Source organism: Anaerococcus hydrogenalis DSM 7454 (genome assembly GCF_000173355.1).
GTDB lineage: Bacteria > Bacillota > Clostridia > Tissierellales > Peptoniphilaceae > Anaerococcus > Anaerococcus hydrogenalis.
Genome location: NZ_ABXA01000034.1, coordinates 13,819 through 30,037 on the forward strand (window position 1 = coordinate 13,819; position 16,219 = coordinate 30,037).

18 protein-coding genes, 19 tRNA genes and 2 rRNA genes are annotated in these 16,219 nt (G+C 32.0%); 1 reads left to right on the forward strand and 38 read right to left on the reverse strand.

Features of this window, described 5'->3' with window-relative positions:
• Positions 1-149 precede the first annotated feature (149 nt).
• From ANHYDRO_RS05655 to thiD, 12 genes are all read right to left on the reverse strand, one after another.
• Positions 150-380 (reverse strand): cysteine peptidase family C39 domain-containing protein, encoded by a 231-nt coding sequence (locus tag ANHYDRO_RS05655; protein ID WP_004814434.1) that lies wholly within the window; start codon positions 378-380, stop codon positions 150-152.
• Complete coding sequence (locus tag ANHYDRO_RS05660) at positions 380-1,363, reverse strand: ABC transporter permease (protein ID WP_004814435.1); 984 nt, start codon at positions 1,361-1,363, stop codon at positions 380-382. The genes ANHYDRO_RS05655 and ANHYDRO_RS05660 overlap by 1 nt, the downstream gene beginning before the upstream one ends.
• A 26-nt stretch (positions 1,364-1,389) precedes the next feature.
• Positions 1,390-2,076 carry an ABC transporter ATP-binding protein gene (locus tag ANHYDRO_RS05665; protein WP_004814436.1) on the reverse strand — a complete coding sequence of 229 codons (687 nt, stop codon included), beginning with the start codon at positions 2,074-2,076 and terminating at the stop codon, positions 1,390-1,392.
• On the reverse strand, positions 2,073-2,936 hold the full coding sequence (locus tag ANHYDRO_RS05670; protein ID WP_004814437.1) for a CPBP family intramembrane glutamic endopeptidase: 864 nt from the start codon (positions 2,934-2,936) through the stop codon (positions 2,073-2,075). The genes ANHYDRO_RS05665 and ANHYDRO_RS05670 overlap by 4 nt, the downstream gene beginning before the upstream one ends.
• A gap of 62 nt (positions 2,937-2,998) precedes the next feature.
• The gene (locus tag ANHYDRO_RS09690) at positions 2,999-3,142 is read right to left on the reverse strand and encodes a bacteriocin (RefSeq protein ID WP_004814438.1); all 144 of its coding nucleotides are present in this window, start codon (positions 3,140-3,142) and stop codon (positions 2,999-3,001) included.
• Positions 3,143-3,205: 63 nt separating this feature from the next.
• Complete coding sequence (locus tag ANHYDRO_RS09895) at positions 3,206-3,358, reverse strand: hypothetical protein (RefSeq protein ID WP_004814439.1); 153 nt, start codon at positions 3,356-3,358, stop codon at positions 3,206-3,208.
• Positions 3,359-3,613: 255 nt separating this feature from the next.
• A complete protein-coding gene (locus ANHYDRO_RS05675) occupies positions 3,614-4,000 on the reverse strand; it encodes a hypothetical protein (RefSeq protein WP_004814440.1) in 387 nt (128 codons plus the stop codon).
• 212 nt (positions 4,001-4,212) lie between these two features.
• On the reverse strand, positions 4,213-4,461 hold the full coding sequence (locus ANHYDRO_RS05680) for a helix-turn-helix domain-containing protein (RefSeq protein WP_004814441.1): 249 nt from the start codon (positions 4,459-4,461) through the stop codon (positions 4,213-4,215).
• Positions 4,462-4,638: 177 nt separating this feature from the next.
• On the reverse strand, positions 4,639-5,031 hold the full coding sequence (rpsI, locus tag ANHYDRO_RS05685) for a 30S ribosomal protein S9 (protein WP_004814442.1): 393 nt from the start codon (positions 5,029-5,031) through the stop codon (positions 4,639-4,641).
• Positions 5,032-5,043: 12 nt separating this feature from the next.
• Positions 5,044-5,484 carry a 50S ribosomal protein L13 gene (gene rplM, locus ANHYDRO_RS05690; protein WP_004814443.1) on the reverse strand — a complete coding sequence of 147 codons (441 nt, stop codon included), beginning with the start codon at positions 5,482-5,484 and terminating at the stop codon, positions 5,044-5,046.
• Between the two features lie 211 nt (positions 5,485-5,695).
• Positions 5,696-6,400, reverse strand: coding sequence for a sirohydrochlorin cobaltochelatase (locus tag ANHYDRO_RS05695; protein WP_004814444.1), 705 nt, complete (start codon positions 6,398-6,400; stop codon positions 5,696-5,698).
• 1 nt (position 6,401) lies between these two features.
• Positions 6,402-7,208: a bifunctional hydroxymethylpyrimidine kinase/phosphomethylpyrimidine kinase gene (thiD, locus tag ANHYDRO_RS05700; RefSeq protein ID WP_004814445.1), complete on the reverse strand. Its 807-nt coding sequence runs from the start codon at positions 7,206-7,208 to the stop codon at positions 6,402-6,404.
• Positions 7,209-7,351: 143 nt separating this feature from the next.
• Between thiD and ANHYDRO_RS05705 the strand changes: the two genes are divergently transcribed.
• Positions 7,352-8,035: a DUF554 domain-containing protein gene (locus tag ANHYDRO_RS05705; protein WP_004814446.1), complete on the forward strand. Its 684-nt coding sequence runs from the start codon at positions 7,352-7,354 to the stop codon at positions 8,033-8,035.
• A 56-nt stretch (positions 8,036-8,091) separates the two neighbouring features.
• Here the strand turns inward: ANHYDRO_RS05705 and ANHYDRO_RS05710 are convergent, their stop codons facing one another.
• The 26 genes from ANHYDRO_RS05710 to ANHYDRO_RS05835 form a co-directional block, all read right to left on the reverse strand.
• Positions 8,092-8,496 (reverse strand): hypothetical protein, encoded by a 405-nt coding sequence (locus ANHYDRO_RS05710; protein ID WP_004814447.1) that lies wholly within the window; start codon positions 8,494-8,496, stop codon positions 8,092-8,094.
• Positions 8,466-8,816, reverse strand: coding sequence for a helix-turn-helix domain-containing protein (locus tag ANHYDRO_RS05715; protein ID WP_004814448.1), 351 nt, complete (start codon positions 8,814-8,816; stop codon positions 8,466-8,468). The genes ANHYDRO_RS05710 and ANHYDRO_RS05715 overlap by 31 nt, the downstream gene beginning before the upstream one ends.
• Positions 8,817-8,982: 166 nt before the next feature.
• Positions 8,983-10,443, reverse strand: a complete 1,461-nt coding sequence (locus tag ANHYDRO_RS05720) for a TrkH family potassium uptake protein (protein ID WP_004814449.1) — start codon at positions 10,441-10,443, stop codon at positions 8,983-8,985.
• Positions 10,444-10,445: 2 nt separating this feature from the next.
• The gene (gene trkA / locus ANHYDRO_RS05725) at positions 10,446-11,813 is read right to left on the reverse strand and encodes a Trk system potassium transporter TrkA (protein ID WP_004814450.1); all 1,368 of its coding nucleotides are present in this window, start codon (positions 11,811-11,813) and stop codon (positions 10,446-10,448) included.
• 135 nt (positions 11,814-11,948) lie between these two features.
• A complete protein-coding gene (locus ANHYDRO_RS05730) occupies positions 11,949-13,151 on the reverse strand; it encodes a M20 metallopeptidase family protein (protein ID WP_004814451.1) in 1,203 nt (400 codons plus the stop codon).
• 180 nt (positions 13,152-13,331) lie between these two features.
• Positions 13,332-13,408 (reverse strand) — tRNA-Ile (locus tag ANHYDRO_RS05735).
• Between the two features lie 65 nt (positions 13,409-13,473).
• Positions 13,474-13,550: transfer RNA gene (locus ANHYDRO_RS05740), tRNA-Ile, on the reverse strand.
• A gap of 16 nt (positions 13,551-13,566) precedes the next feature.
• Positions 13,567-13,642, reverse strand: a tRNA-Trp gene (locus ANHYDRO_RS05745).
• A gap of 32 nt (positions 13,643-13,674) precedes the next feature.
• Positions 13,675-13,750: transfer RNA gene (locus ANHYDRO_RS05750), tRNA-Phe, on the reverse strand.
• 3 nt (positions 13,751-13,753) lie between these two features.
• Positions 13,754-13,847 (reverse strand) — tRNA-Ser (locus ANHYDRO_RS05755).
• Positions 13,848-13,876: 29 nt separating this feature from the next.
• A tRNA-Ser gene (locus ANHYDRO_RS05760) sits at positions 13,877-13,967 on the reverse strand.
• Between the two features lie 6 nt (positions 13,968-13,973).
• A tRNA-Lys gene (locus ANHYDRO_RS05765) sits at positions 13,974-14,049 on the reverse strand.
• 86 nt (positions 14,050-14,135) lie between these two features.
• Positions 14,136-14,211, reverse strand: a tRNA-Lys gene (locus tag ANHYDRO_RS05770).
• Between the two features lie 4 nt (positions 14,212-14,215).
• A tRNA-Gln gene (locus ANHYDRO_RS05775) sits at positions 14,216-14,291 on the reverse strand.
• Between the two features lie 3 nt (positions 14,292-14,294).
• A tRNA-Arg gene (locus ANHYDRO_RS05780) sits at positions 14,295-14,371 on the reverse strand.
• Positions 14,372-14,374: 3 nt separating this feature from the next.
• Positions 14,375-14,448, reverse strand: a tRNA-Gly gene (locus ANHYDRO_RS05785).
• Between the two features lie 4 nt (positions 14,449-14,452).
• Positions 14,453-14,538: transfer RNA gene (locus ANHYDRO_RS05790), tRNA-Tyr, on the reverse strand.
• 63 nt (positions 14,539-14,601) lie between these two features.
• Positions 14,602-14,677 (reverse strand) — tRNA-Thr (locus tag ANHYDRO_RS05795).
• A gap of 26 nt (positions 14,678-14,703) precedes the next feature.
• A tRNA-Asp gene (locus tag ANHYDRO_RS05800) sits at positions 14,704-14,780 on the reverse strand.
• A gap of 26 nt (positions 14,781-14,806) precedes the next feature.
• A tRNA-Val gene (locus tag ANHYDRO_RS05805) sits at positions 14,807-14,882 on the reverse strand.
• A gap of 4 nt (positions 14,883-14,886) precedes the next feature.
• Positions 14,887-14,961, reverse strand: a tRNA-Glu gene (locus ANHYDRO_RS05810).
• Positions 14,962-15,168: 207 nt separating this feature from the next.
• Positions 15,169-15,245: transfer RNA gene (locus ANHYDRO_RS05815), tRNA-Met, on the reverse strand.
• Positions 15,246-15,249: 4 nt separating this feature from the next.
• Positions 15,250-15,338: transfer RNA gene (locus tag ANHYDRO_RS05820), tRNA-Leu, on the reverse strand.
• Positions 15,339-15,341: 3 nt separating this feature from the next.
• Positions 15,342-15,416, reverse strand: a tRNA-Asn gene (locus tag ANHYDRO_RS05825).
• 92 nt (positions 15,417-15,508) lie between these two features.
• Positions 15,509-15,625 (reverse strand): 5S ribosomal RNA (rrf, locus tag ANHYDRO_RS05830).
• Positions 15,626-15,732: 107 nt separating this feature from the next.
• Positions 15,733-16,219, reverse strand: a 23S ribosomal RNA gene (locus ANHYDRO_RS05835); the annotation flags it as partial.

Below are 16,219 nucleotides of genomic sequence, written 5' to 3' on the forward strand. Positions count from 1 at the left end.
TCGATAAGTTATTTACCATTTCTCTATAAAATTCATTCTCCCTTAATAAATCTTTATGCTTCCTTTTGAAATAATCTTTCCCCCATCCATAAAATATATTAAGTCACTATCAACGATAGAGCTAAGTCTGTGAGCTATAAAAGGATAATTTATAAGATTACTATCCAATTGTTTTTTTCATCACTAAAAGCAGAGATGGTAAAGCCTAGCTTTTGTGCTGCCTTTACTAGACCCACTCCACTAGTTCCCTTGCTATCGGTTTTTGCATATTGACGAATTCTAACTATATCTTTATTTCTACCATAAAATTTACATACTGTAGCTAAGCATGCAGCAGCACAACCAGTGGAATATTTTTGTCTAACAGATGGATATTTCATTATATGTCCCTTTTGTTTAAATGTGTACTTGAAATTATATACATCAAAATACCTAGTATAAATATAATAATTATTCCTTTAGTAAAGGTAAAATAATCATTTATCGGAGTATTTAAAAAATTAGATATATTTGCATAAGGTAGGAAAGTATATGATATTATTTTGGAATCCACTTTTAAATCTATAAGTTTATTTGATAATGAAAATCCTAAAAGAAAATACAAGATAGATATAATCCTTGAAATTAAAGAATTTTTAGAAATTTCTGTCAAAGCAAAAGTAATTATAGATAAAAATATCGCAGTTATTAACCAAAAGGCAATATTTATTAGGCTATGAACTAAATAAGTATGTTCGTAGACATTGTGACTAAAATAAAATACAGTCTTTTTAAATCCACCTTCAAATCCATAAAACAAGCCACCAGCAATGAAGGTGATAAGACTAGATACTGCTATTATAGCTACAACACTAATAAGTAAAGCGATTATTTTAGTATTAAAGCTATAAAACCTTGAAAATTTTTGACTATATATATAATCCTCCATCTTATTTTCTATCTCTAGACCATATAATTTTGATGATAAATATATAATAAAAATAAGTACAGCTATATTGATATAGTTAGATGTATAATTTAGGTATTCATAGCTACTATGACCTTTTACTGGAGCAATGTCATTATCTATTCTATACTTTAATATATCATTATTCATTTTGACCTTGTCTTTACCAATAACATCTTCTAAAGTTTTGTTAGCTTCTATCTGAACTTTAGCCTTATCTTTCCAAGTAGAAGCTGAGTTCATTTTTTCTTCAATTTTTATATCTTCTTCGTTATCTGTACTATCAGTATTAAAAATCCATAAAACAAGAGCATTTGAAACTAAAATAATTAAAAAAAGCGAAATAAAATTTTTAAAGTTAAATAGCTTTGATATTTCAACTGAAACTAGCCTTAAAAAATTCTTTATATCTCTCATAACTTCTCCTTAAAATTAGCCTTATCTTAATTTATTAGCTTCATATATTGATCTTCTAAATCTTTTACATTATCGCTTTTTCCTAAACATTTACCCTTGTTCATAAATATAGCCTTATCACATACTAAACTCATCTCAGATAGTATGTGGCTAGAAAGTAAAACTGTCTTACCTTCTTTATGACATATATCTTTTAAAAAATTTCGTAAATCTCTAATACCTTCTGGATCTAGACCATTTGTCGGCTCGTCTAAAAGGATTAAATCTGATTTTTTTATTAAAGTCATGGCTATTGCAACTCTTTGTCTCATTCCAAGAGAACACTTTTTTATCTTTTTATCTAAATAATATTCAATATCTAATTTTTTTATTAGATTAATCACTTCTTCTTTACTAGTATCTGCATAGACCATGGCTATTTTCAGATTATCCTTAACAGTGAAATTTTCATAAAATGAAGGCTCACCTACCATGCCTGCCACTTGAGTTTTATCTAACAATTTGCTGTCACTCGCTTCATGAATGCTTATTTGTCCTGTATAATTATATAGTCCTAAGAGACACTTAAAAAGTGTAGTCTTCCCAGCTCCATTAGGGCCTAAAAGTCCAACAATATTTCCTTTTGGAATCTTGGCTTTAAAATTTTTAAGCACTTTTTGCTTTGAAAATTCTTTTGATACATTATCAATAAAATAATAATTTTCAGCTTTCATATTAACAACTCCTTTTTTGTATATGTTTTAAAAAATAATACCCCTGCAAGAGCTCCTACTCCAACTAAAACTATGGTAACTAGAATAGGAAATTCTATAGTTGTTACTTTTAATACGTTTTTGTCAAAAAACATTTTAATAATTGTAAATTTAACAGATACTAAAATAATAATAGTTGATAAGATATTCTTTGACATATGCAAACATATCGAAGTCAGTATATTCTTACTATAATAAAATAGTATGCATGAAATTACTCCATCCACAAGACATGACCAAAACAAAGGACTACCTAGTCCATGAATAAAAGCAAATAAAAATGATGACCAAACAATTCCATACAATTTTCCAACCTTACTATTGAAAAATATATTTAAATAATAACGATAGAATAACTCTTCATATATCGGACTAATAACTATAGTACTAATAAAATTATCTCCATTTGAGTATTTATAAATTTTTGATATATCTATCTTCTCTCCAATCATATCACCTAGAGTTGTGTAACTACCTAATTCATTATATTTTATAGTATATTGCCATGACTTAAATCTTTCTACTAGAATATAAACCGCCAATGTAAATAGAAATATCAATAAAACTTCTTTTATATTAATTTTTCTGATGCCATATCCATTTTTGATAGAAGATGGCAATTTCTTATAAATTAAAAGCATAATCATGATTTCTATAATCATAAAAAATGTATCAATATTTGAACCTATACTATTATTCGAAAGTAATCTCATAATATAGGATTTTATATCCTGATAAATAAATCCTTTATATCCCAAGAATATAACAAAAAATATCAAAGGGTATAAAATCTTTATAGGAATAAAAAATATTTTTTTCATAAATTCTCCTTAAATTAAAGATATGGTAAGCGAGAAATAAATTTGTTTTTACTTATATAAAATTAATTATTTTTCCAGACGTCTTTAAATCCTCTTATTAAATTGCCTGCTCTATTATTTACAAAATCTTTAGCTTCTTTATAAATTTGAAATGGGTCGAAACCACCTTCAACTTTTTTTAGTTCTTTTTCTGTTAGTTCTTTCATAATTTTTTCCTTTTAAAATTTATAAATTAATAAAACTATAATACTATACTTAATTTAGTATATTTAACCTCTAAAGTAATCTATTTCTCCCTTAACCTTAGCTGATGTCCAATTCCAAGCTTTTTTAGCAGCATAACCAATTTTGTAACCAAAATCATAGTCATCTTTGTCTCCACCATTAATCAAATAAAGATCTTTTTTTTCTAATAATTTCATTCTTTCTACTTTATTTTCTTATTTCTCGCTTAATATGAGCTTAATATCATTAGAATTAATAAACAATTTGACACTAAGTTTTTTTCAGTATCTTAAGTAATTTAAAAATTATTTATAATCTTATTTGTAATATTTATTTTGTATGTCTATATTTAACAATCATTTTATAAATTATCATTTAAAAAAAGAAGAATCAACACCCATTTGTGTTGATTCTTATAGTTTATATTTATTTATAATAATTTTTTATTTAGTTTATATGCATCCACTTATTTCACTTAATAATAAAGCTTTATTAAAATTTTGTTGTGAAATCCTATAATTTGCCAGTTTATATAATATTAATCCTTTTAAATAATATATCATATTTAAAAAGAATAATTTACTTGAGAATCTAGTTTCTATAATGCTTATATTACATATACTAAGGGATTTGAGTAATTCTTCTTTTCTATAGTAATAAAGTGCAAGATAAAATATATAGATATAATAAACATCATTTGACTTGTCAATATTATCGAATATATATCTAATTATTAAACCAAAGAATTCTATTTCTCCAAGCCTTAGCTTGCTTATAGCTAAACCTAGGAGTATTTTAAGGGAAAATTCACTATATTTTATTTCTTTAAATTTATCCATATTAAAATCTGGATGGATATATAAAAGCGCTGTAATAAATTCTTTATGTGCAAGGTTAAAATCTACACCTTTGATAAGCTCGGATACTCCTTTATAGTAATGTTTACTTGCTTGTATTTCATTGATATGTACTTCTTCTGCTATAAGTCTATTATTGATGTCATTTAAAAGTAAATCAAAATTATCAATAAAGCCATAATATATTAAAGTTCTTACTTTTTCCTAATTTCTATGAGCCTATCACAATTTTTTTTATTTTCATTAAATAACAATTGTAAATCCACATCTAAATTCTCACATAAAGAATATAAGGTCGAGATTCTTGGATCATTCTCTTCCTTTTCTATCCTACGAATTGTCTCTTCTGATATATAAGTTTTTTCCGCTAATTCTTTTCTTGTAATGTTTTTTTCTTCTCTTAATTTTCTTAATTTTTTTCCTATATGATAGCAATATTGCAAAATAATTCCCCTTTATATTTAATAGTATTACAATTTATAAAATATAATGATAAAAAACATTAATCTAATACTTATTTTACTATATTTTTGATATTTTCCCTAACATTATAAATTTTTCTTAATAAAAATAAACACAAAAAAACAAGGAATAAAAATTCCTTGTTTGTAAAATACTTCTTATCTTTTTGAGAATTGTGAAGATTTTCTTGCTTTCTTTTGACCGTATTTGTATCTTTCTTTTTTTCTTGGGTCTCTTGTAAGAAAACCTGCTCTTTTAAGAGCTTGTCTATAATCAGGATTTACTTCAAGTAAAACTCTAGCTATAGCGTGTCTAATAGCTCCTGCTTGTCCGTTAAATCCTCCACCTTGTACATTAACTTTGATATCATAATTTGATTCATTTTCTGTTAATTTTAATGGTGCTTTTGCTATGATTTTTAATGTATCATATGAAAAATAATCATCAAGATCTCTTCCATTAACTTTTATTTCACCGCTACCTGGTCTCATTGTAACTCTTGCTACTGAAGTTTTTCTTCTACCTGTAGCTTGATATATAATATCTGCCATCTATAGTCCTCCTTACTTTAAGTCCAAAACTTCTGGATTTTGTGCTTGGTGATCGTGATTTTCACCTACATAAACTCTAAGTTTTTTGGCCATTTGTCTACCTAATTTGTTGTGTGGAAGCATACCTATTACAGCGTGTTCTACTATTCTTTCAGGATGTTTATCCATCATGTCTTTGTAAGAAATAGTTTTTAATCCACCTGCATATCCAGAATATCTTTTGTATTCTTTTTGGTATTCTTTGTTTCCTGTAAGAACGACTTTTTCAGCATTTACTACTATTACATAGTCACCTGTGTCCATGTTTGGAGTAAATGTTGGTTTGTGTTTTCCTCTAATAATTGCTGCAACTTGGCTTGCTAGTCTTCCCAAAACCATGTCTGTTGCATCAACTACATACCATTTTGGTTCAATTGTTGACTTTGTTGGTACATATGTCTTTTGATTTTTCATCAAGTTCCTCCTTAAATATTTTTGCCTATCTATTTAGACACCGCTCGGATAGGTGGCGGCTTTACTCGTCCTGACATTTTTTAATCGCCCTCAGGATCTGCGATTATGTCAAAAGTATTTGGAACTTTTTTCATACTAATTAATGATACACTGAAAATACGCTTTTGTCAACTATTTTTCAAGCTTTTCTACAAAAATTTCAGCAATTTTATCATATAAAAGCAATGATTTTTTTTACTAGATTAATTTCTATTTCATTTTCTTCAAAAACTTTCTTGTAGGAATTTTTCTTATCCCCTTCTATGTCTTTGGCAACATGGTTACCTACAATAATTAAAAAAGGAATTACCCTTATCTTGCTTATATTTTTTTCTTTAAATTCATTAATCAAATCATCAAATTTTCTATCTTCAAAACTTGAAAAGTATAGGTTTTTATCGGAATTTTTTATTTTTTCTTGAAATTTTTCAAATTCTTCTAGATTTTTTCTAGGACTTCCATGGAAAATTACAAGACTTGGGTCATTTTCTCCAAGATCTTCTAAAAACTCTAAAATTTCATCATTATTTTCTTCTTCAAGAAGGGCCTTGGTGAAGGTAAAATTAAAAAATCCATCTTTGTTTAATTGATTAGCTTTTTTCATTACTTTTTCATATTCTATCCCCCTTAGGACATAGGCCATCAAAAATCTTACATCTTTTATATTTTTCTTCCTACACTCACTTAAAATCTCATCCAAATCATGGCAAAGGTCCTTATCTTCTACTTTTTTTCTAATTTTATCGCTTGCCATATAAGATTTTACAAGCGAGTCCTTATATTTTTCTTCTACTTTCTTTTTTAAAAAACCAATAGCTTCCTTCTGGTTTTCTACTTTACTTGTTCCATGATTTACTATTATTGTTGCAAATGTCATTTTAATCTCCTAATTTTTTATATTCATCTTTAATATCAAAGGCATGGTTCATTGGTCCTGAGCCTTTTCCCAAATCTAGCATATCCAAAAGGGCATTTGATAAATATTCTTTTGCCATTTTTATTGAATTTTCCATATTATATCCTTTGGCAAGATTTGCTGCAATGGCTGATGAAAGTGTACATCCTGTACCATGGGTATTTGGATTATCTATTCTTTTTCCCTTAAACCAAGTGCCTTTTCCATTTTCAAACAAATAATCATTGGCATCATTTAGGGCATGTCCTCCTTTTAAAAGGGTTGCACACTTAAATTTATTTGAAATTATATAAGCTGATTTTTTCATATCATCAACAGTTTTTATTTTCATATCTGATAAAATCTCTGCCTCTGGAATGTTTGGTGTAAGAAGGTCAGCTAGGGGCAAAAGTTCTTTTTTTAGGCTATCTATGGCCTCATCTTTTAATAATTTTGACCCACTTGTTGAAACCATAACTGGATCTACAACTATATTTTTTGCCTTTCTTTCTTTTAATTCTTTTGCTATTACAGAAATTAAGGAAGAATTTGAAACCATACCAATTTTTATTGCATCTGGATATATATCGTCAAATATCATATCAAGTTGATCTTTTAAAAAATCTTCGTCTACATCCAAAATATTTGAAACTCCGGTAGTATTTTGGGCTGTAAGGGCTGTTATAGCACTTTGGGCATAAACTCCATTTAAAGTCATGGTTTTTAAATCTGCTTGTATTCCAGCTCCTCCTGAACAGTCACTTCCTGCAATCGTCAATGCTTTTCTCATAGATTATTCCTTTCTTCATTACTAATTTTTATCATAGGCTAATTATAGGCTATTGTCAATTTTCTTTAGACTTTGGGGAGATTTTTGCAAATGATTGCCTGCTTTGATATAATTTATTCAAAATAATATATAAGGAAGGTTTTATGTTAGCTGTTTTTGTAAATTTTATTTTAGTTGGGATTTTAGGTTTTTTGGGGTCTAAAATAGGAAATAAGTTTTCTGAAAGTTTGAGAAATTCTATAATGAATTTTTTGGCTGCAGCAATTATTGTTATTGGAATAAGGTCATCAATGAAGGGGGATATCCTTGTAATTATTATCTCTGTTGTCCTTGGTTTAATAATTGGTGAATTTTTGGGTCTTGATAAAAAATTAGATAATTTATCATCATCTATCGAGAAAAAATATATTAAGGATTCTAATACAAATTTTTCAGAAAGTTTTTTAAATGCCAGTATCCTTTTTTGTTTTGGGGCTATGGGAATTATTGGTTGTATTGAAGCAGGAGTTACAGGTAATGACCAAGTTTTAATGGGAAAGGCTTTAATTGATGGGGTTGTGGCATTTTTTATGGCCCAAAGTATGGGAATCGGCGTTTCTTTCTCCTCCTTTTCTATTTTAATCTTCCAAGCTCTCTTGGTCCTTCTTGCTGGATTTTTAAGTCCCCTTTTGGGAGAAGAAGTAATAAATAATATTTCAGGAACAGGAGGTCTTACAATTATAGTAATAGGCCTTTCCCAGTTAAAATTAGTAGATTCAAAAATAGCAAATATATTACCTGCCCTTGCTATTCCAGTAATTTATGGCTTGATTTCAGGATTATTTTAAAATAAAAAATGACCTTTTGCAAAAGATAAATAATCATTTTGCTCAAGGTCTTTTTTTTATTCATAATATTTTCCAATCCCATATAAGGGTAAAAATAAACTTGAAAAAAATAAAATTGTTGACAAAATAAGGTATGTAGAATTTTCAAAATTAAAAATGATTGGAAATATAACCATACTTCCTATAATCCAAATTCTTAAAAACTTTAATATTGGCTTCCAATTTTTATTTGAAAAATTCACTCCAACCACATTAATCCTAAAAAATCCCTTACTAACAAAGGATATTTTGTTTTCATCATAATAACTTGGCAGCCTTTCATCAATAAGCAAATACAAATATATAGAAAAAATCACTCCCAGGATTCCTATAGTTAGAAAGTTATTAATATCATACTTAAATATCCTATAAAGAAAATAATATTCCATTCCTATAAAGATAAATGCAAAAGCCAAAAACACAGCTCTCTTAATTTTTCTTTTCTCTTATGTATTTCATCTTCCTTGTTGATTTCTACTATTTTTTCCAACAAATTTTCAATCTTTTGACTATCTTCTGTCTTTTCCTCCCTTGCTTCTAGCAAATTTACAAGTTTTACATCCAAGATTTTTGCCAAGGGCATCAAAAGAGAAATATCCGGTAAAGACTTACCCCTTTCCCATTTGCTCACAGCTTGAACACTTACATATAATTTCTCAGCTATATCTTTTTGGGTCATATTTTTTTCTTTTCTTTTTTTACAGACAAATTCCCCAAAATCTTTTTTATTAATTTCTTTCATATCTGCCTCCTTTAGAAAAATTTTAGCCTAGATAATTTTATAGTCAAGAAACTATTGGTTTAAAAACTATCAACTTTTAGTTTAATTGTTCATTTCCCAACCTTATTTATAAAAAAGACTGTTGCAAAACTATATATTCATAACTTAGCAACAGTAATTAATAACTTTATTTATTTCTCAAATTCCTATAAGTTGATGGATACAAAATTAATAACATTGGAAATATTTCCAGCCTTCCCAAAAGCATGGCAATGGTTAGGACAAATTTTGAAAGTTTGGACATTTGTTCAAAGGTTGTGATCGGTCCAAAGGCTCCAAGACCTGGTCCTACATTATTAAAGGTTGTAGATACTGCAGCAAAGGCAGTCTCAAAGTCATTCATATCTATTGAAACTATCATAAATAAAACAATAAAAATCAAAATATAAATTACCAAATATTTTGAAACAGATCTTTCAGTTTCATTATCAACTTTTTTCCCATCAAGCCTATTTATAGTGATTTTTCTTGGGTTCATTGATTCTTTTATTTGGTTTATCCCACCCTTTACCAAAATTACAAATCTTGAAACTTTGAGGCCTCCTGCAGTTGATCCTGCACATCCACCTATAAACATAAGCATTATAATTATAGATTTTGAAAATAAAGGCCAGCTTCCAAAATCAGCTGAAACATAACCTGTAGTTGTAATTATTGATGATACAGTAAAAATCGAATTTACTAAAGAATAAATTGTATCTTTATATATGGAAACAATATTTGAAAAAATTAAGGCTGATGAAATCAAAATTATTGCTATATACCATTTTAATTCCTCACTTTTTACAGCTTCCCTAATATTTTTTGTAACTGCATAAAAATAAATATTAAAATTTATCCCAAATACTGCCATCATTACGGCAAGAACCACTTCAATATACCTAGAATCATAGGCTCCGATGGAAATTCCCTTATTAGAAAATCCACCAGTTCCTGCTGCCCCAAAGGCATGAATTATTGACTCAAACAAATTCATATGTCCCAATAGAAGCAAAATCATAGTTACAATTGTCAAAACTATATACATACCATATAAATTTCTTGCTGTATCTGACAATTTAGGTGTAATTTTTCCAAAAGTTGGTCCTGGAACCTCACTTTTCATCAAAAGTGATGATTCTTTGTTTGAATTTGGTAAAATTGCAAGGGTAAATACCAAAATTCCCATTCCTCCTACAAAGTGAGAAAGCGACCTCCAAAAAATTATTGAATGAGGCAAAAGTTCCACATTAAGGGCAACAGATGCCCCAGAAGTTGTAAATCCTGAAACCATTTCAAACAAGGCATCAATATATCCATTATAATTTGACTTGGTCAAAAATAAAGGAATGGCCCCAATAAGCGAAAATAAAACCCAGGTTGATGCAGTTATAAACATAGCTTCTTTTGTGTATAAATGGGACCTATTATCCCCTCTTTTACTTAAAATAATTCCCAAGACAAGAGAAATTATTATAGGAATTACAAAATTTCTGATATCCTCCAAGCTTTCCCTATAAATAAGAGCAACTAGAAGAGGAAAGGTCAAAAGTCCTGCAAGAACTAATAATAATTTCCCAAGTGAATATTTTACAATCTTTAAATTCATACCTACTCCAATATATCATCTATCTCTTTAAAATCTTTTTGTTTGGTAACAACCATAACCCTATCGCCAAGCTCGATTGTACTCTCACCATTAGCAACCTCGATTTTACCACCCAAACTATCTCTAGAAATTCCCACTATAAGAGTATTAGACTTAACATTCAAATCTTTTAATTTCTTACCTGTAACTTTCGAATTTTCAATTACTGTAAAATCAATAGCCTCAACCCTATCATCAGAAAGCCTAAATAAGTTTGAAATAGATTCTCCCCTAGAATTTTCCTTAGACCTTAAAAGTCTTGAAACGAAAAATGAGGCTGATTTTTTTGGAGTTACAGTTGTATCAACATCAAGAATTCCTGTAATTTTTAACAATTGAGTCCTATTTACCTTGGCGATTATCTTATCAATGCCTCTTTTTTTAGCAAGAAGGGAAATCAAAATATTTTCCTCATCAATTCCCGTAAGGGCAACCACTGCATCATAATTTTCAATCCTAACTTCATCCAAAATCTCAGGATCTGTCCCATCAGCATTAATAACATCACAATCAGGAAGATTTTCAGAAAAATCCATGGCCCTTTCTTTATTATTTTCCAAAACTGTAACCTTAAAATTTCTTTTAAGCAAAAGTCTTGAAAGGTATAAGGCAATGGCTCCTCCACCAACAATCAGAACATTTTTAATGTTTTTCCTATCGTCAACTTGCTTCTTATAAAAAATATCAATATCTTCCCTAGGACCTGCCACATAAATCTTCTCGCCAACTTCTAGGATATGATTACCATTTGGTATAACAACCTGGTCATCCTTCTCACCTATAACTATAATAGTATTCCCCAAAAGCCCTTCTGAATTAACCTCCATCAAAGACTTATTTTTAAGCTTAGAATTTTCATCAATCTCAAGCTCAATCAAAATAACCTTAGAATCCAAGAAATTTTCCACATTAACAGCATAAGTATATTTTAAAGTTCTTTGAATTTCCTTAGCAGCAGAAAATTCCGGATTTACAAGCCTATCAACCCCCATAGTCTTTCTCATAAACTCATCATCCTTAATATATCTTGGATCACGTAGCCTAACTATGGTAGATTTGGCCCCTTTTTTCTTAGCAATCATAGATGAAATCAAATTAACATCATCATTAAAAGTCATGGCAATAAAAACGTCACATTCACTAACATTGGCCTCTTCAAGAACATCAAGATCCCTACCATCTCCCAAAATTCCCATAACATCATTAGAAGCCAAAAGCCTTTCCAAAACATCCTTATTTTTCTCTATAACTAAAATATTGTGCCCTTCATCAGAAAGTTGGCTAGTAAGATAAGACCCAACCTTACCAGCTCCTACAATAATAACATTCATAAATCCTCCTAAAGGTAGAAATACCTAGTAACATTGTATAATAACTAATAAGAAAAACAAAATTATTGCAAAATTTTACACAAAAAAATAGAAATTCAAATTGTATAAACAATAAGAATTTCTACTAATAAATTTTTAAAACTCATCTTGGCTTAAATATTCATAAGCATAAAGGGCGTACATCATAGCTCCATTTTTTAAAACAGACTCATCAACATTAAAATCAGAAGCATGGTTAAAATTATGGGTCTTTGGATCAGAATTTCTTGCCCCAATCATACCAAAAGATCCCTTTACTCCCTTAACTCCATCATATCCTGTTAAATACAAACCGAAATCTTCACTTCCAGAAAATCTAATATCTTTATCGACATTTTCTTCTCCCACAATTTCTGCTGCAACCTTTTGTGTTAGTTTTCCACTATTCTCATCAATAACAACAGGAGCTGCTCCCAAATTAAAATCAATCTCAACCTCGCCCCTGTACATCTTTGCAACTTGATTTGCATACTCAGTCAATCTCTTTTCAACAAAATCTACGCTATCTTGAGTAAAGGCCCTAAAACCTGCCTCAATATAAACATCACCACAAATAGAATTTGCAACCTCACCACCGTGAATTTTTCCAAAAGTTAAAACAACAGGCTCTTCGGCCAAATCAATTTCACGAGAAATAATAGCTTGGGAATTTAAAATAAAAGTTGCTGCCATAACCATAGCATCAACGCCCTTTTGAGGAGTAGAACCGTGGCTTGTAAGGCCTTTAAAGTGAATATTAAAAAAATCATTAGCAGCAAAAGTTTGGCCATAAGTTGCACCCAAAACTCCAGAATCAAAAGAAGTAAAAATATGGGCGCCAAAAGCATTATCTACCCCATCCAATACACCATCTTTTACCATAGCCTTGGAACCTTCACCCGTCTCTTCACCTGGTTGGAAAACAAAACGTACAATTCCATCAAGCTCATCTTTAACTTCATTTAAAACCTTTAATGCAGTCAAAAGCATAGCAGAATGAGTATCATGACCACAGGCATGAGAAACACCCTCATTTTTAGACTTATAAGAAACATCATTAGTTTCCAAAATAGGAAGAGCATCAATATCTGCTCTTAAAAGCACAGTTTTTTTATCACTTTTTCCCTTAATCTCACCAATTATTCCTGTAGGATTGGCAAACCTATAAGAAATTCCCATCTGATCAAGAAAAGATGCAATAAACTTACTAGTCTCAAACTCCTTCATAGAAAGCTCAGGATTTTCATGCATCTTCCTTCTAAAATCTATCATACTTTCTTCATTATCTAAAATAAGATTCTTAATTCTATCCTTAACCATAAAATATCCTTTCAATTTAAAATCTAATTAACTCATTAATATATACCCAAAAGAACAATATATAATTTTCTTATTAAAGAAAAAAATGAAAAGTAATTGTATTTAAAAATAAGGAAAAAAAATAAAAATAAAAATAAATTTTGGCAAAAGAAAAACACCAATAAAAATTGGTGTTAAATCTGGTGGGCCTCCAGGGACTCGAACCCTGGACCTACCGGTTATGAGCCGGGCGCTCTAACCGACTGAGCTAGAGGCCCAAACAAAACCTTGTAATTTTTAATAAAAAAATTTTATGAAATAAATTCATAATTAGGTTTGTTTTTGGTGGACCTGAGTAGACTCGAACTACCGACCTCACGCTTATCAGGCGTGCGCTCTAACCTGCTGAGCTACAGGTCCATATATAAAATTTAAATGGCAGGGGTTACAGGACTTGAACCCGTGACATCCGGTTTTGGAGACCGACGTTCTACCAACTGAACTAAACCCCTACTTAAACCTCTCAATTAAGAAAGAGATTTTTTGGTGCCCAGAGGCGGAATCGAACCACCGACACGGGGATTTTCAGTCCCCTGCTCTACCGACTGAGCTATCTGGGCATATGGCGGAGAAGGAGGGATTTGAACCCTCGCATCCCTTTTGAAAGGATCTACTCCCTTAGCAGGGGAGCCTCTTCAGCCACTTGAGTACTTCTCCAAAAAGTCATTGTTTTGACTTTTTTTATTTGGCGGAGAGGAAGGGATTCGAACCCTTGTGAGCCGTAAGACTCTAACGGTTTTCAAGACCGCCCCGTTATGACCGCTTCGGTACCTCTCCATATATTGGTGACCCATCGGAGATTCGAACTCCGGACACCTTGATTAAAAGTCAAGTGCTCTACCGACTGAGCTAATGGATCAATCTAGAAATACAGTGGCTAAAAATAACTTTCTTGCCTATTTAGCTTGCCAGTATAACCACTAAATAAATATTAAATAATATTAATGGTGACCCATCGGAGATTCGAACTCCGGACACCTTGATTAAAAGTCAAGTGCTCTACCGACTGAGCTAATGGATCAAATTGGCTGGGATAGCAGGACTCGAACCTACGCATACCAGAGTCAAAGTCTGGTGCCTTACCGACTTGGCTATATCCCAACATGGCGCGCCTGGGAGGAGTCGAACCTCCGACACACGGATTAGAAGTCCGTTGCTCTATCCAGCTGAGCTACAGGCGCTTATGGAGCGGGTGAAGGGAATCGGACCCTCGCAACCAGCTTGGAAGGCTGGGGCTCTACCACTGAGCTACACCCGCAAATTGGTGGGGAAGAGCGGATTCGAACCACTGAAAGCTAAGCTAACGGATTTACAGTCCGTCCCATTTGGCCAACTCTGGAACTTCCCCAAAATTTGTATTTCTTGCAATAAAAATATAGCAAATATTCAATTTTATAATTCTCAATAAAATTGGAGCTGATGATAGGACTTGAACCTACAACCTATTGATTACAAATCAATTGCTCTACCAATTGAGCTACATCAGCGCATTGGATCTCTTCTGAAATCCAAATGGCGACTTAGATGGGATTCGAACCCACGACCTCTGCCGTGACAGGGCAGCATTCTAACCAACTGAACTACTAAGCCATAAAATAAGCACAAGACTTATTTAATGGTGGAAGTAACAGGGCTCGAACCTGTGACCCCCTGCTTGTAAGGCAGATGCTCTCCCAACTGAGCTATACTTCCAAAATGGTGACCCTACCGGGATTTGAACCCGGGATACCGCCGTGAAAGGGCGATGTCTTAACCGCTTGACCATAGGGCCTCAATAAATATTATATTTAAAAACATACTTTCTTTTAAAATTGCAGCAAGCTGCAAATGTCTTAGTCGGCTCCATAACGAAATCAAAGATTTCTATTTCGCGACATCTGACCTACCATCAATTTATTTCATAAATTGGGTTAGGATCATAAACCGCTTGACCATAGGGCCTTATTAATATTTTTCATAAACAAACATACAAAAAGTATGGTTGCGGGAGTAGGATTTGAACCTACGACCTCCGGGTTATGAGCCCGACGAGCCACCAAGCTGCTCCATCCCGCGTTATTGGTGCCGAGAATCGGAATCGAACCGATACGGTGTTTGACCACCGCAGGATTTTAAGTCCTGTGCGTCTGCCAGTTCCGCCACCCCGGCATTTGGCGCTCAGGGTGGGGCTCGAACCCACAACCTACCGGTTAACAGCCGGGTGCTCCACCATTGAGCTACCTAAGCACATATAATATGTAATAATTATAAAATATTAAAATTGTTTTGTCAAAAAATCTTACAAGTTTTGTGAAGATATAATCTTCACAAAAAAGTAAGTTTGGCAACTACCTAGTCTCCCGGGAGGTCTCCCTCCGAGTACCATCGGCGTTAGAAGGCTTAACTTCTGTGTTCGGTATGGGAACAGGTGTATCCCTTCTGCCATCGTCACCATATTTTTAATATACTGTTTTAACCTAATTTTCTATTCTCGCTTCGCTGCGAGTGCTCCGCACGGGTCCTCTATGAGCCGGACGGGCTTAATTAATAGCTATAAATATTTCCAGTCAAGATTTAAAGTTTAGTATCCATTAGCTTAATACATTACTGCACTTACACCTTGGACCTATCAAAGGTATTTTCTTTACCTACTCTAAGAAATCTTATCTTGAGGGTTGCTTCGTACTTAGATGCTTTCAGTACTTATCAATTCCGCACTTAGCTACCGAGCCATGCTAGTGGCCTAACAACTCGTACACCATTGGGTGCGTCCCATCCCGGTCCTCTCGTACTAAGGACAGCTCCTCTCAAATTTCTTACGCCCACGCTGGATAGGGACCGAACTGTCTCACGACGTTCTGAACCCAGCTCGCGTGCCTCTTTAATGGGCGAACAGCCCAACCCTTGGGACCTACTCCAGCCCCAGGATGAGACGAGCCGACATCGAGGTGCCAAACCTCCCCGTCGATGTGGACTCTTGGGGGAGATAAGCCTGTTATCCCCGGGGTAGCTTTTATCCGTTGAGCGATGGCCCTTCCATGCGGTACCAC